Annotated in this window: 14 protein-coding genes; 6 read left to right on the forward strand and 8 right to left on the reverse strand. The window is 60.2% G+C overall.

Features of this window, described 5'->3' with window-relative positions; genetic code table 11:
* The first annotated feature begins 47 nt into the window (after positions 1-47).
* Positions 48-779 (forward strand): FadR/GntR family transcriptional regulator, encoded by a 732-nt coding sequence (locus PL597_RS01055; protein ID WP_077985108.1) that lies wholly within the window; start codon positions 48-50, stop codon positions 777-779.
* A 27-nt stretch (positions 780-806) separates the two neighbouring features.
* Here PL597_RS01055 and PL597_RS01060 read toward each other — a convergent pair whose 3' ends face one another.
* Entirely contained in the window at positions 807-1,442 is a 636-nt protein-coding gene (locus PL597_RS01060) for a LysE family translocator (protein ID WP_271364426.1), read from the reverse strand.
* A gap of 290 nt (positions 1,443-1,732) precedes the next feature.
* Here PL597_RS01060 and PL597_RS01065 point away from each other — a divergent pair, with 290 nt between their 5' ends.
* Genes PL597_RS01065 through PL597_RS01080 form a run of 4 tightly spaced genes read left to right on the forward strand, consistent with a single transcriptional unit; the run spans position 1,733 to position 5,241 of the window.
* Positions 1,733-2,755, forward strand: coding sequence for an ABC transporter permease (locus tag PL597_RS01065; RefSeq protein WP_020012032.1), 1,023 nt, complete (start codon positions 1,733-1,735; stop codon positions 2,753-2,755).
* Positions 2,755-3,642 (forward strand): ABC transporter permease, encoded by an 888-nt coding sequence (locus tag PL597_RS01070; protein ID WP_142911990.1) that lies wholly within the window; start codon positions 2,755-2,757, stop codon positions 3,640-3,642. Before PL597_RS01065 ends, PL597_RS01070 begins: the two co-directional genes overlap by 1 nt.
* 4 nt (positions 3,643-3,646) lie before the next feature.
* Positions 3,647-4,483 (forward strand): ABC transporter ATP-binding protein, encoded by an 837-nt coding sequence (locus PL597_RS01075; RefSeq protein WP_077985104.1) that lies wholly within the window; start codon positions 3,647-3,649, stop codon positions 4,481-4,483.
* Positions 4,483-5,241, forward strand: a complete 759-nt coding sequence (locus PL597_RS01080; RefSeq protein ID WP_077985103.1) for an ABC transporter ATP-binding protein — start codon at positions 4,483-4,485, stop codon at positions 5,239-5,241. The genes PL597_RS01075 and PL597_RS01080 overlap by 1 nt, the downstream gene beginning before the upstream one ends.
* Before the next feature lie 234 nt (positions 5,242-5,475).
* On the opposite strand, the gene PL597_RS01085 is transcribed toward PL597_RS01080, so the two are convergent.
* The 4 genes from PL597_RS01085 to PL597_RS01100 all read right to left on the reverse strand — a co-directional run bounded on the left by PL597_RS01085 (position 5,476) and on the right by PL597_RS01100 (position 10,673).
* The gene (locus PL597_RS01085; protein WP_271364427.1) at positions 5,476-7,074 is read right to left on the reverse strand and encodes an ABC transporter substrate-binding protein; all 1,599 of its coding nucleotides are present in this window, start codon (positions 7,072-7,074) and stop codon (positions 5,476-5,478) included.
* An 81-nt stretch (positions 7,075-7,155) separates the two neighbouring features.
* Positions 7,156-7,785, reverse strand: a complete 630-nt coding sequence (locus PL597_RS01090) for an SGNH/GDSL hydrolase family protein (protein WP_271364428.1) — start codon at positions 7,783-7,785, stop codon at positions 7,156-7,158.
* Between the two features lie 6 nt (positions 7,786-7,791).
* Positions 7,792-8,940 carry a mandelate racemase family protein gene (locus PL597_RS01095; RefSeq protein ID WP_077985100.1) on the reverse strand — a complete coding sequence of 383 codons (1,149 nt, stop codon included), beginning with the start codon at positions 8,938-8,940 and terminating at the stop codon, positions 7,792-7,794.
* 407 nt (positions 8,941-9,347) lie between these two features.
* Positions 9,348-10,673 carry an NAD(P)/FAD-dependent oxidoreductase gene (locus tag PL597_RS01100; protein WP_269823521.1) on the reverse strand — a complete coding sequence of 442 codons (1,326 nt, stop codon included), beginning with the start codon at positions 10,671-10,673 and terminating at the stop codon, positions 9,348-9,350.
* Between the two features lie 230 nt (positions 10,674-10,903).
* Here PL597_RS01100 and PL597_RS01105 point away from each other — a divergent pair, with 230 nt between their 5' ends.
* Positions 10,904-11,380 (forward strand): Lrp/AsnC family transcriptional regulator, encoded by a 477-nt coding sequence (locus tag PL597_RS01105; RefSeq protein WP_003506856.1) that lies wholly within the window; start codon positions 10,904-10,906, stop codon positions 11,378-11,380.
* Positions 11,381-11,423: 43 nt separating this feature from the next.
* Here PL597_RS01105 and PL597_RS01110 read toward each other — a convergent pair whose 3' ends face one another.
* The 3 genes from PL597_RS01110 to PL597_RS01120 are packed head-to-tail and all read right to left on the reverse strand — an operon-like array spanning position 11,424 to position 14,880.
* Positions 11,424-13,079, reverse strand: coding sequence for an ABC transporter ATP-binding protein (locus PL597_RS01110; protein WP_271364429.1), 1,656 nt, complete (start codon positions 13,077-13,079; stop codon positions 11,424-11,426).
* Positions 13,079-13,930 (reverse strand): ABC transporter permease, encoded by an 852-nt coding sequence (locus PL597_RS01115; RefSeq protein ID WP_077985097.1) that lies wholly within the window; start codon positions 13,928-13,930, stop codon positions 13,079-13,081. The genes PL597_RS01110 and PL597_RS01115 overlap by 1 nt, the downstream gene beginning before the upstream one ends.
* Complete coding sequence (locus PL597_RS01120) at positions 13,930-14,880, reverse strand: ABC transporter permease (RefSeq protein ID WP_271364430.1); 951 nt, start codon at positions 14,878-14,880, stop codon at positions 13,930-13,932. Before PL597_RS01120 ends, PL597_RS01115 begins: the two co-directional genes overlap by 1 nt.
* Positions 14,881-14,895 lie beyond the last annotated feature (15 nt).

Below are 14,895 nucleotides of genomic sequence, written 5' to 3' on the forward strand. Positions count from 1 at the left end.
CGGGGGTTTGCTAACATGCCAGACAAGTTTGAAACAGGTGGGCCGGAATGGACGTTGAGAGCAACACGAAGCAAGGAGTATCGCTCGCGGCGAAAATCAGTTCGGCATTGCGGCGGGATTTGTCCGAAGGCGTTTTTCGCCCCGGCGACCGTCTTCCGAGCGAAAGCGAACTCACGCGGGAATATTCGGTGAGCCGCACAGTGGTACGCGAAGCCATCGCCATTCTACGCGCCGACGGCCTCGTTGAAGCCCGCAAGGGTGCGGGCGTTTTTGCCGTCGAAGTAAAGCCGGCCAAGGAGCTGCCTTTTAACGATCTGGCCGTGGGACGGATTTCCTCGGTGATCGAGTTGCTGGAATTGCGCACGGTCTTTGAGGTTGAATCCGCCGGGCTTGCGGCATCGCGCCGTTCCGCCGTGCAGGTGGAGGCGATTGTGGATGCGCACCGGCGCGTCGGCGACTGTCTCGCCGCCGGTTTGCCGACGCGGGACGCTGATTTCGAGTTCCATCTGGCCATTGCGCAGGCGACGCAGAACAGGCGGTTTCCCGAGTTTCTTCAGCTCATTCGCACCGGCATCATTCCTCGCGGCGAATTGCAGGGGGCAGCGCCCGGATCACGTCCGAAGGACTACAACCTGCATCTCCAGGAGGAGCATGCGAGGATTGTCGACGCCATCATCGAAGGTGATGCCGATGGCGCCCGCCAATATATGGCGGCGCATTTGCGCGGCAGTCTTGAGCGCTACAAAGTGCTTCTGCGCTCCCGCACTGCCGCTGAGTGATCCAGAAATTGCTCATGAGTCAATGGGTTAAACGGTCGCTCGCCGATAAAAGGCTAGCGAGGCGGCGAGCGTCAGAAGCGCGCCGCCGCAAATCCGGTCGAGCCACAGGGCTCCGGATTTCCGCAGCAGCCGGACGGCCTGCGAGCCGAGCAGGGCATATCCGAACATCACGATGAAATCGATGGCGGCGAAGATCAGCGCAAGCGCCGCATATTGCTGGAGCTGCGGTGCAGCGGGATCGATGAATTGCGGCAGGAAAGCGGAAAAGAACAGATATCCCTTGGGGTTGGTGACCGCCACGAGAAAGCTTTTGAGGAAAATCGAGGGAACGGAAGCAGCCCCGTTGGCCTCTGCCGGTTGAAGGGCGCCATCGAGCATGCCTCTTGAGCGCAAAAGCATGATGCCGAGGAAGGCTAGATAGCAGACGCCCACCCATTTGACGACACCGAACCAGAATTCGGAAGCGGCGAGCAACGCCCCCAATCCTAGTGCTACTGCGCCGATCAGGACAAAATCCGAGAGAACAGCGCCAGCCATGCCGCTCATGGCGCGGCGTACTCCGAATCTTGAACCATTTGTAAGCGCGAGCAAAACGGTAGGGCCGGGCGTGGCAATGCCGATAAAAGCGACCACGGCAAATGGCAGAAGTGTCACGTCAACCATATTTCTCCCCCCTGAAGGCGCGGGTGTCATCGGCATCATCGCCGGGGCAGGCGTCCGCGCATTCTGCGAGGTGGGAGAATACAGGCTTTTGCTGGCGCCACAATGCATGTGCTCTTCCCAAAGCAGAAAGAAAGCCCGACGGCTTCGGCACGCCTTTAGATTCCTGGGCAATAGGGATTTCGCCGGTACTCGCTTGACAGCCTCCAACACCTGTGACAACTTGTGGATAGTTGTCAGACAGGATTGCGCTTTGGTCACTTGCGCAATTGATCTCTGGCAAGGGAGGAATCATGTCAAAAAGACGCCTTTCGCTTTATGGCCTTTCCGGCCAGATCGGAAGTATTGCGGTTACGCTGCTTGGATTGCTGCTGCTGACCTTTTTTATCGGCCGCCTGATGCCCGCCGATCCCGTGCGGGCGATTGTGGGCGAGGACGCGACGCGCGAAACCTATGAACAGGTCTATCATGCGCTCGGTTTCGACCGTCCGCTCTGGCAGCAGTTCATCTATTATCTCGGCGATGTCTTCACCGGCGATTTCGGAACCTCGATCCGAACGGGCCAGCCCGTCATCCAGGATATCATACGCGTCATGCCCGCGACGATGGAGCTTGCGACCTTCGCGATCCTGATCGGCGCTGGCCTTGGCATTCCCATGGGCGTTTATGCCGCGGTCAATAAAGACCGCTGGCAGGATCATCTGGTACGCGTGCTCAGCCTGTTCGGCCATTCCATGCCGATTTTCTGGACCGGCATGATCGCGCTGATCGTTTTTTACGCCCATCTCGGCCTTGTCGGCGGCGGTGGCCGTATGGACCAGTTTTATATCGGTCTGGTGGAGGAGCGCACCGGCTTTCTGTTGATCGACAGCCTGCTTGCGGGCGATATGGAAGTGTTCTGGTCGGCCATCAACCACCTCATCCTTCCCGCCGCGCTGCTCGGTTATTCCTCCTCGGCCTATATCACCCGCATGACGCGTAGCTTCATGCTGGACCAACTGGGCCAGGAATATGTGACGACCGCCCGCGTTAAAGGCCTGTCGCAACGCCAGACGGTGTGGCTGCACGCGTTTGGGAATATTCGCGTACAGCTCGTCACCATTATCGCCCTTGCTTACGGTTCGCTGCTGGAAGGGGCGGTTCTCATCGAGACCGTCTTCGCCTGGCCGGGATTCGGCCAATATCTCACCAGCAATCTTATCATCGGTGACATGAATGCCGTGATGACCTGCGTTTTGATCGTCGGCGTCATCTTTATCGGGCTCAATCTCCTTTCCGACATTCTCTACCGCTTTTTCGATCCGAGGACCCGCTGATGACGGCCCGCGCAGAAACCTCCTTCCGCCTTCCGGCGCCCTTGAACGCGCTGAAGAACATCGTCGTTTTCCTGCTGAAAAGCCCGACATCGGTCTTCGGCCTGGCCGTCCTGCTGTTGCTCGTCATCGCCGCGATTTTCGCTCCCTGGCTAGCGACACATGACCCCTACGCGCAGAATCTTGCCAACACGCTGCAGGCGCCGGGTAATGGCCACGTCTTCGGTACGGACGAGTTGGGACGGGATATCTACAGCCGCCTTCTCTGGGGCGCACGCATCACGCTCACCATCATCTCGCTGGTGTCGATCATCGTCGGTCCCGTCGGCCTTCTGGTCGGCACGGCTTCCGGTTATCTCGGCGGGAAGTTCGATACGGTGATGATGCGCATCACGGATATCTTCCTGTCCTTCCCGAGCCTCATCCTGTCGCTCGCCTTCGTCGCAGCACTTGGGCCAAGCCTCAACAATGCGATCATCGCGATCGCGCTCACTTCATGGCCACCGATTGCGCGCCTCGCACGCGCCGAGGCCATGACCTTCCGCAAGGAGGATTACATTGCCGCCGCAAGGCTTCAGGGCGCCTCTCCGCTGCGCATCATCGTCAAATCGATCATGCCCATGTGCCTGCCTTCTGTCCTGATCCGCCTGACGCTGAATATGGCGACGGTCATCCTCACCGCCGCCGGCCTCGGCTTCCTCGGTCTCGGCGCGCAGCCGCCGTTGCCGGAATGGGGAGCGATGATCGCGACCGGACGCCGCTACATGCTCGACAGCTGGTGGCTCGTCACCTTCCCCGGCGTTGCGATCCTTTCCGTCAGCCTTGCCTTCAACCTGCTGGGTGACGGCCTGCGGGATGCGCTTGATCCAAAGCAGATGAACCGGAGATAGGGCCATGGAAAAACCAATCCTCGATGTCGAAAATCTCCGCATTCGCTATGGCGGCTCGCCCACCGAGGCGGTGCGCGGCATCTCCTTCACCCTCGGTCGGGAACGGCTTGGTATTGTCGGCGAAAGCGGCTCGGGTAAATCCACCGTCGGCAGGGCGCTGCTGCGGCTCCTGCCATCGGCGACAATAACCGCCGACAAGCTTGATTTCGACGGTCTCGATCTTCTGTCTCTGAGTGAAAAGGAGATGCTGAAGGTTCGCGGCCGGCGCATGTCGATGATCCTTCAGGATCCGAAATTTTCCCTCAATCCCATCCGCCGTGTCGGCGATCAGGTAACGGAAACCTATCTGCGCCACTTCAAGGCTTCGAAATCGGAAGCCCGGGAAAAGGCGCTGGCCATGCTGGATGCCGTGAAAATCCGCGACGCCGCCCGCGTCTACGAGCAATATCCGCATGAAATTTCCGGCGGCATGGGCCAGCGTGTGATGATCGCCATGATGCTGCTCGCCGATCCAGATCTCGTCATTGCCGATGAGCCAACCTCCGCGCTTGACGTGACGGTGCGGTTGCAGGTCCTGAATATTCTCGACGGTCTGGTGCGGGATCGCGGCATCGGCCTCATCATGATCAGCCACGATCTCAATCTCGTGCGCAATTTCTGCGACCGGGTACTCATCATGTATGCCGGCCGGGTAGTGGAAACGCTCGCCGCACGCGATCTCGATCAGGCGAAGCACCCCTATACGCGCGGCCTTCTGGCGGCGCAGCCGCGCATCGGCGGCAGGCGTGCGCCACTTGCGGTGCTCGACCGCCGCCCCGAATGGCTGGAGGAGAACGTATAATGGCCGTTTCAGTCGAAACCCGCGATCTTTCAATCACCTTCGGCAGCGGCCCTACTGCGCTGAACGTGCTGCCTTCCGTATCCTTCCGCGTCGAGCCGGGCGAATGTTTCGGGCTGGTCGGCGAAAGCGGTTCGGGCAAATCCACCGTCCTTCGCTGCGTGTCGATGCTCAACGATTTCTGGACCGGCGACATCCTCATCGATGGCAGGTCGGTGCGCGATATGCCGTTGATCGAGCGGTGCCGCATGCTGCAGATGGTGTTTCAGGATCCCTACGGGTCGCTGCATCCGCGCCAGTCGGTGCGCACCGTGCTTTCGGAATCGCTAGCCATCCACAAGCTCGGCGACCGCGAAGAGCGCATGCGCAAGGCCATCACGGATGTAGGCCTGCCCGTAGCCTTTCTGGATCGTTTCCCGCACCAGCTTTCCGGCGGCCAGCGGCAGCGTGTGGCGATTGCCCGGGCGCTGATCCTTGAACCGTCACTGCTTCTGCTAGACGAGCCGACGTCTGCGCTCGATGTTTCTGTGCAGGCGGAAATCCTCAACCTCCTCCAGCGCCTGCGGGAAGAGCGTGGCTTCACCTATATCATGGTGACCCACGATCTCGCCGTCGTCGATCACATGTGCGACCGCTTCGCGGTGATGCTGCGCGGTGAAATCACCGAAACCCTGCCGCGCGACGCTATCGCCGGCAATGGCGCGACGCATCCCTATGCGCGCGAACTGATCGGCGCCTCTCTGGAATATGAAGGCGCGTGACGGCTCCAAGAACCTGACCGTGCTCCTCCGGGGCGTTGCGATAACAACATCCTCATTCCTTGCCCGGCTTCACTGCCGGGCATTTTTTTGGAGTGATGCCGGGCGTGGGGTGAAAAAAGAAAAGGCGCGGGTTTAGCCGCGCCTCAGGGATTGCAGACGAAATTCTACTACCATATTGGCTTCCCTCCGCCTGCATCCTCGGGGCAATCCCGAGGATGAAGGCTTATGGATGCATCACCGCTCCTTGCTCACCTCTTCAAACCGCGAAAGCCAGGGGCTGACAATCATGCCCTTGACGTTGCTGCGGAAGGCGGCGGTGTCGATGACTTCGGAGAAGGGCTGAATGGACATGACGATCTCGTCCATATAACCCTGCAGGTCCTCATAAAGCTTTGTCTGTTTCGCCACGTCGCGCTCGACCAGCGCCGCCTCGATCATCTTGTTCAGCTTCTCATCGAAGAAACTGGTGCGCCAGCTCTGGTAATTGGTGAGCTTCGCGTCATCGGCATTGTTGGGATTATAGGCGATGGAGCGCAGATTATTGTCCGGATGCGGCTGCTGGCCGCCGCCGCCGCGACCGAGCAGCAGTTCGAAATTTCGCTCTCGCATCGCGCCGTAAATCTGATCGCCGGAGCCGCTGATCAGTTCGGCCTGAATGCCGGCCTGGGCCAGCGTGTTCTGGATCGCCGTTGCCGCTTTCATGAAGGGGTCTTCCGAAAGCACGCGCAGCGTCGTCTTGAAACCGTTCGGATAACCGCCTTCGGCCAGAAGCGCCTTGGCTTTTTCGATGTCGAGCTTGTAGCCCTGATCCGGAAGCGAACCCATCACACCGGTGCTGAGGGAGCGCTGATGCAGCTTGCCGTAATAGGGCATGACCGCCTTGTCGAGGCCGGCGTAATCGATCAGGTAACGCAGGGCCTCGCGCACCTTCTTGTTCGCAAATTTCTCATCCTTCATCGAAACGCTGAGGTAATAAAAACCGGAGCCGGGCGTGGATTCGATGGTGATAGCCTTGTCGGCCTCAAGCGATTTCAGATCCGGGGCCTGCAAGGAGTAGGCAACGTCGATATCGCCTTTTTCCAGCATCAACCGCTGCGATTGCGATTCCGGCAGATGGCGCATCAAGATGCGCTTCATGCTGGCCTTCTCCCCCCAATAATCATCGTTGCGGGTGAGGATGATATATTCGTTGGATTTCCATTGCGTCAGCTTGAACGGGCCGGAACCGGCGGAATTCAGTGTCAGCCAAGCGCCGCCGAGATCGCCGTCCTTTTCATTCTCAAGAGCCATCTTGCTGTCGATGATCGAGCCTGGGCCGTTCTGCGCAAGGATCATCAGGAGAAGGTTGGGATCGTCCGGCTTCGGAATATTCAGTACGAAGGTCTGGTCGTTTTCGGCGACGAAGAGCTTGTGGGCCTCTTCCAGCTTGAAACCGCGGGTTTTCAGGAAGGACGACTGCGCCAGGTTGCGGGCGAGCAGCCGCTTCAGGCTCCAGGCCACGTCCTTGGCCGTCACAGGGTTGCCTGAAGCGAATTTCGCTTCGCCGCGCAGATGGAAACGGATGGATTTGCGGTCCTCGGCAATTTCCCAGCGTTCGGCAAGGCGCGGCTGGACGCTGCGGTCTTTCGGTGAAAGCACGACCAGCGTGTCATAAACGTTGTTCAGAACCTGCACGGTCTCGCGGCCGGTAATGGCGGCGGGATCGAGGGTCAGGATGTTGCTCATGGTCGTGGCGACGATGAGCTGGTCTTTCGGCGTTTCGGCGAAAACACCGAGCGGCATCGCGCCGATCAGCAAGGCGCCAAGCGCTGCGGTTGCAAGAAAATGTTTCATTTTTCCTCCCAATACGGCCGGTTCATACGGCCTTTCCACGTTTTGATCCACGCGCCTGGTTCCTCCACAGGTGTCGCTTGATCAGCCAAGAATCTCTCTGACCTGAGCTGCGAGCGCCCGGCCGATTGCGGTCGTTGCCGGCGCATCCAGATGCACGCCATCCACCGGTGAGGCGCTGGCGACCGACCCGGCATCGAAGAAGGCGTGCCCCAGTTCGGCGGCGAGTTTGCGGTAAAGCGGCGCAAGCCTGAGGGATTGCCCGATATCCCGCCCGCCGGCTGGTTCGCCGCTCGGGCCTCCAACGCAGGGCGGCGGGGCGACGATCAGCAGTTTCGGCACGGCCTCGCGCGGTTTGTAGAAGAAGGTCTCGACGATCTGCGCCAGTCGCCGCATACCGGAAACCGCGGCTTCCGCCCGTCCGCCATGCACCGGTTTGATGTCGTTCGTGCCGAGCATGATGATAACGAGATCGAGCGGCATATGGCAGGAAAGCGCGACTTCAAGCGCCCGCGCGCCATTGCGGCAGGCGGGGCCGGTATGATCGTCATAACAGGTGGTGCGCCCGCCAAGGCCCTCAGGGTAAACCTTCGCCTTTCCCGCGAGCTCTGCCTCCAGTACCTCCGGCCAGCGGTGTTCGGCCGGGTGCCGGAGGCCCGTTGCCGGGTTTGCGCCCCAGGTGAGGCTGTCTCCAAAGGCGAGCACGGTTTTCATCGCCCGTTACCTCACCCGGTTGTTGTCGATGAAGGTAAAATCGATGTCCTCGCCAAGGCCCGGCCGATCAGGGACGTGCACGAAGCCGTCGCGGTCCATCGGGTCGGACAGCGACTTCAGATAATCGTGGCCGTCATCGTATTCGAGGAAGGGATGCAACAGGCCGCGCTCATACCAGCGGCAATTCTTGGTGGCGGCGACAACATGCAGGTTCATGGCTGTGTTGCCATGCACCTCGCATTCCATGCCGAAAGCCTCGGCCAGATGCATGGTCTTCAGCGCCGGGGTGATACCGCCGACATCGTTGACGCCAGTGCGCAGAATATCGCAGGCACCGGCCTTGATCCATTCGGCGCGATGCCAATGCTTGCCGGCCGCACTTTCCGGGCCGACGACCGGAATATCGAGATTATCGGAAAGCCATTTGTAGGAGGACAGCGATTGCTCATCCATCGGCTCCTCGATCCAGTCGAAGCCGAGTTTTTCGAGGCCACGGCCCAGCGCCAGCGCGTCGGTGCGGGAATACCAGTGGAAGGCGTCGATCATCAGGCGAATATCGGGGCCGACCGCCTCACGCACGGCCGCGCAGGCCTTGAGGTCCATCTTCACATCCGGCGCCCAGCTGACGGGCGGCATCCAGGTGTGCAGCTTGATGCCCTTGTAGCCGCGCTTCACCAGCGTTTCGGCAAAACGGCCGTAATCTTCCGGCGTCGCCAGCCCGCCATCCAGCTCGTCGCCGCACATGATGGAGCCATAGGCCAGCACCTTGTCGCGATAGCTGCCGATCAACTTGTATACAGGTTGATTGAGCGAGCGGCCGGCAAGGTCCCAGAGCGCGCAATCCACCACCGCCAGCGTACGGTCAGTCAGCTGTGCGGCTGAGCCACGCTGCCAGTGGGCAAGGTCCTGCCACAGCCGTTCCCGGTCGCGATGATCCTCACCAATCAGGACTTTCTTGACGAATTTTTCGATGACATGGGGGCGAACGATCTCCGGCGCGGTGAAGGAATGACCTTCCTGACCATCTTCCGTGCGGATGGTCAGCATGGCCTGTTCCACCTGATGCGCCGGACCCGGATGTGCGTGACCGGCACTGTCCGAGTGCCGACGGGTCGTCGTGCGGAAAACACGGACCTCGACGTCGGTGATGATCATAATTCCTCCCTCATGCCGGTATGGCAGCGTTTGCGGTTGCTGCAATGTCATACATGTATGCGTTATTTGTCAACATGTACGATAATCTGTATTACATGTTGGTGCGGAAAATCAAGGCCATTTGCGCACGCTGTTTCACAGGGAATCGGTGAAACTTGGCTCATGAGGGAGGTTTTGCGTCTTGGTGGAAGAAAATCTGGCGGGGCGCATGAGCGCGGGCTGTGCCGAATGGCAGCTACCTCGGCTTGGATGATCTTTCGCGCCGGGTGATGGCGTGCGCATTCTCGGTGCAAATGGTGCGGAAGCCTCCGGCCGGCTTGCCGCCGTCGCGCTCCTTGAGGATCAAGGCGTGAAGCCATCCCGCAACTGACCGGCGCGGATGTGCGTCGCATCCCACCAAGGGAGGGTCAAAAATCCGCGACTTTGCCCCAGGAAGAACCAAGGAAACGGCTGGGGTGATAGGGCGTGGGATCGACGATCGGGCTCGAGCCTGTCACAATATCGGCGATCAGATGGCCGGCGCCCGGTCCGATGCCGAAACCATGCCCACTGAAACCGGCGGCGAGAATGAAGCCGGGCAATTCGCTGGTTTCGCCAATGGCGGGCACGCCGTCGGGCGTGCTGTCAATGAAGCCGGCCCAGGCGGCGGAAATTTGCGTTTTGCCCAGGGCGGGCAGAAGCTCCAGCGCCCTTCTATGGGTCTCGCGGATGGCGGCGGCATTGGGTTTCGGGTCGAGAATACGCACCCGCTCCATGGGTGTCGGCGCATCGAGGCGCCAGTGCTTCAGGGTCTCGTGGCCACCGCGAATGCCCTCCAACCCGCCTGGCCGCAGGCTTCGCCAGCGCTTGAGGAACATCGGGATGAATTCTCGGGCAAACCGCATCTGCTGCGCCGTCGGGTCAATGCGTCCCAGCCCGCTGATGGCGAGTGTGTAACCGCCGTTTTTTCTCTTCGTTGCCGAAACGGCGGCGGTGTGCAGTGCATCCGGCAGGCCTTCAGCACCTGGTGCGACCGACAGGATGGAGGAGCGGACGGACGCCTGCGGGAAACGAATTCCGAGCTGTCGGCAAAAGGACGACGCCCAGGCCCCGCCGGACATGATGGCGGTTTTGGTGCGGATCGTGCCTTTTTCGGTGACGACGGCGCTGACCCGGCCGCTTTCCGTCTCAAGCCCGCGTGCGGCGCAATTCTGATGCACCGTGCCGCCCAGCTTGATGATGGCACGCGCCACGGCGGGTGCTGCCATGGAAGGATCGGCCGTGCCGTCGGTCGGCGAAAACACGCCGCCCTTCCAGCGCTTTCCCGTGGATCGGCCACGTTCGCTCGCCTCATCGGCGCTCAGCATATGGGTCGTCACGCCTGCGGTAATGGCAAAGTCGCGCCAGCGTGCCCAGCCGGCAAGTTCGGCCTCATTGTCGCTCAGGTAAAACAGCCCGCAACGGCGAAAACCCGTTTCCTCGCCGCTCTCTGCACCAAACTCTTCCCAGAGCGACAGGCTCTTGGTGGAAATCGGCAATTCGCGGGCATCTCGGTTCTGCTGGCGGCACCAGCCCCAGTTGCGGCTGGATTGCTCCGCCCCGATCAGACCCTTTTCGACCAGCGCCACTTTCAGGCCGCGTCGGGCAAGATAATAGGCGGCGAAGACACCGACGATGCCGCCGCCGATAATGACGGCGTCTGCGGATGTCGGCAGTTCCGGCGATGTCGTGATCTGTTGCAGCGGGGCGGGCATGGTCGGACTCCTTATTTTCGTCCTAATTTACCCTAGCTGACGTGTAAACGCTGCCAGACTCCGCGTCTTGCCGGAATCTCCTGCTGTTGGGTGACGCCTCTGCAACTCTTTATGCTGCATCAAAAAAATATCCCCACGTCGACAGGGCTCGCCCATGTGATAAGATTTCCTTTGCCGCGCCAGAATTTTATGCCGCGTGTTCAAAAAACACAAAAGGGGTTCCGCACGTGATGAAACTTGATCGGATCGATATCAAGATCCTCTACGAATTGCAGAAAAACGGTCGCATCACCAATGTCGAGCTGGCGGAGCTTGTCAATCTGTCGCCAAGCCCCTGCCTGATGCGCGTGAAGAAGCTGCAGGCGGAAGGTTATATCGAGGGTTATTCCGCGCAGATCAACATCAACAAGCTCGGCCAGACACTGACGGTATTTACGGAAATCACGCTGAAGAATCATCGCCAGATCGATTTCGCCCGCTTCCTCGGCGTTGTCGAAAAGATCGACCAGGTGGTGGAATGCCACCTCGTTTCGGGCGGTTACGACTATCTGCTGAAATTCGTCACCTCTGGCATCGTTGAATATCAGTCGATCATGGAGCGGCTGACCGATATGGATGTGGGCATCGACAAATATTTCAGCTTCGTGGTGCTGAAATCGCCGATCATCAAATCGCATATGCCGCTGACCAGCCTGTTTCCGCTTTGAGCTGTGAGAAAACGGCCCTTTGCAGGGCCGTATCATTCCATTCTCACCTTTTCGAAAACGCCCGCACCAGCTCCGCATCCTGCTGAAGATTGTCGAGCCATGTCGGGTCGAGTTTCGGCACCGAGGAGAACAGCAGTTTCGAATAGGGGTGGGAGGGCGATTTGATCGCTTCGGTTTCCAGATGCTCCACCTTCTGCCCGCCATACATCACGACGATCTCGTCGCAGATGGTTTCCACCACCGAAAGATCGTGGCTGATGAAGATATAGGAGAGGTTCAGCTCCCGCTGCAGTTCTCCGAGAAGATCGATGATTGCGGCCGCAACCACGGTATCGAGGGCCGAGGTGATTTCATCGCAGATGATAAGCGAGGGCTCGGCGGCAAGTGCGCGGGCGAAATTGACGCGTTGTTTCTGCCCGCCGGAAAGGCCGGAAGGGTGGCGGTGGCGGACCGAGCGCGGCAGCTTCACCATATCGAGAAGCTTATCGATCCGGGCGTCGCGCGCCTTACCTTTCATGCCGTGATAGAAGGTCAGCGGCCGGCCGAGAATATCCTCGATGGGTTTCGACGGGTTGAGTGCGGTATCGGCATATTGGAACACGATCTGCATACGGCGTAGCTGGTCGCCGGTTCGACGCCGTGCATCCGCATCCAGTTCCCGGCCTTCGAAGATGACATGGCCGCCGGCCGCCGGCAGAATGCCGGCAATGGCGCGCGCCAGCGTCGATTTTCCGCAGCCGGACTCGCCGATGATGCCGAGATTGCGACCGGGATAGACCGAAAGGCTGACGCTATCCACCGCACGCACCAGCGGCACCTTGTCTCCGCCCTTCGTTCCGTAGCCGGCGATCAGGTTTTCGATATCCAGCAGCGGCGTTGCCTGCTCCGGTTTGGCGGGTGTGATGACGCGCGCCTTGTCATGAAAGGCGGTCAGCAGTTCCTTCGTATAGGGATGCCGGGCATTTTCGAGGATATCCGTGGTCGTACCGGTTTCCTGAACCTCGCCGCCTTTCAGCACAACGATCCGGTCGGCGATCTGGGCGACGACGGCGAGATCGTGCGAGACATAAACGCCGCCGATGCCGTTCTCGCGCATTGCCGATTTGAAGGCGCGCAGAACCTCTATCTGGGTCGTGACGTCGAGCGCGGTGGTCGGCTCGTCGAAGATGACCAGCTTCGGATTGCCGATCAGTGCCATGGCGGCGGAGAGGCGCTGAAGCTGGCCGCCGGACACCTGATGCGGGTAGCGCTCGCCGATGGTTTCGGGGTTGGGCAATGACAGCGCCTTGAAAAGTTCTACCGCCCGTCTGCGCGCCTCCTGCGGCGGCATCAGATGGTGGATGCGGGTGACTTCGATGACCTGATCGATGATCTTCTGCGCCGGGTTGAAAGCAGCGGCCGCGCTTTGGGGCACATAGGTCACTTTTGTGCCGCGGACTTTGGCGCGTTCGGTTTCGGAAAGCTGCACCATGTCTTGGCCCGCCACCTTGACGCTGCCGCCGGAAATACGGCAGCCCGGCCGGGCATAGCCCATCAGGCTCAGCGCGATGGTGGTCTTGCCGGAACCGCTTTCGCCGATCAGTGCGACGATTTCGCCATCGGCGATGTCGATGTCCACACCCTTGATGATGTCGATGCGACGGCCAGAATCGGTGGTGGCCTCGACTTTCAGTCCACGGATTTCAACAAGATTGCTCATTATTCGCTCCTGTCGCGGATTTTCTGCGGCAGATTGTCGATCAGCAGGTTGACGCTGATCGTCAGGCTGGCAATGGCCAGCGACGGGAAGATGACGGCGGGGGCCGCAAACGGCAGGCCGCCGATGTTCTCACGCACCAGCGCGCCCCAGTCCGCATTCGGTGGCTGAAGGCCGAGGCCGAGGAAGGAGAGGCCCGACAGAAGCAGCACGATGAACACGAAGCGCACGCCGAGATCGGCCAGTACGGGCCGGACGATGTTCGGCAGGATCTCCGAGCCGATGAGGTAGAACAGGCTTTCACCGCGCACCCGGGCGACCGTGACGAAATCCATGGTGTTGACATTGACAGCCAGCGCTCGCGCGAAACGATAGGCGCCCGGCGTGTAGATGACCGAGAGCGTGATGATCAGCACCGGTATGGAAGAGCCGACGGCGGCGACGACCACGAGGCCGAAAAGCTTGCTCGGAATGGAGTTCACCGCATCGAGAAACCGGCTGAGTGCTGCATCGAACCAGCCGCCGATGACGGCGGCGCACATGCCGAGCAAAACGCCGGAGGTGCAGGCGATGGTAACGGCTGCGAGCGATATGCCGACCGTGAAACGCGCGCCCATGAGAATGCGGGAAAATACGTCACGGCCGAGATAATCGGAACCGAGCCAGAGATCGGATGTCATCGGCCCGAAATAATCGAGATCGACGATTTCACCGACCGGATGCGGAATGAGATAGGGCGCGAAGATTGCGACCATGGCCCAGAAAAAAATGACGAGAAAGCCGAAAACGCCGACTGCGTTGATCTTGTAGCCCAAACGCGAGGTCCCCGAAGTTGTTTTGATATTGTCGGCCATCAGCGCAGCCTCGGATTGGACATGATGGCGATGATATCCGCCGTCGTGATGAGGAGGAGATAACCGACGCAGAAGATCATCGCGCAGCTTTGGATCAACGGCAGGTCGCGGGTGGCGACGCCATCGACCATCAACTTGGCGATACCAGGATAATTGAAGATCGTCTCGACGATGATGACGCCGCCGACGAGATAGGAGAGCGACAGGGCCACCGCATTGACGATGGGGCCGAGCGCATTGGGAAGCGCATGGCGAAGCACGATGCGCATCCGCGGCGCACCCTTCAAAAGCGCCATTTCCACGTAGGGCGTATCCAGCGTCTCGATCACGGCGGCGCGGCTCATGCGGATCATCTGTGCGGAAACGACGAAGGTCAGCGTGATGACTGGCATTGCATAGACCCGCAGCACATCGAAAAGCGTGTGAACTTCGCTCACCAGCGACAGCGCCGGCAGCCATTTCAGATAGACGGCGAAAAGTAGCACGGCGAGTGTGGCGATCATGAATTCCGGCACCGAGATGACGCCGATGGTCAGCACGGTGACGGCCCGGTCATAAAGCGTTCCGCGCAGCATGGCGGAACTGATGCCGAGGGTCAGCGCCAGCGGCACGGCGATGACGGTGGTAATGCCGGCGAGCTTCATGGAGTTGACGAAGCGCGGACCGATGAGATCGGCAATCGCCATGTTGTTGGCGTAGGACGTACCGAGTTTACCCTGCAGCAGGCCCAGAAGCCAGCGCACGAAACGCAGCAGGGCCGGATCGTCGAGATGCATGGCGGTGCGCAGGCCGGCCACGGCTTCCGGCGTGGCCGCTTGGCCAAGAAGGATCGTCGCCGTATCCCCGGGCAGCAGGCTGGTGGCCGAAAAGACGATAAACGACACGATAAGCAGCGTCGTCAGCATGACGACCAGCCGCCTGGCGATAAGGGACATTATTTGGCTGTTCATTCCATATGCTCCTGC

It is taken from the genome of Agrobacterium sp. ST15.13.013 (assembly GCF_027956525.1).
Classification (GTDB): Bacteria; Pseudomonadota; Alphaproteobacteria; order Rhizobiales; family Rhizobiaceae; genus Agrobacterium; species Agrobacterium salinitolerans.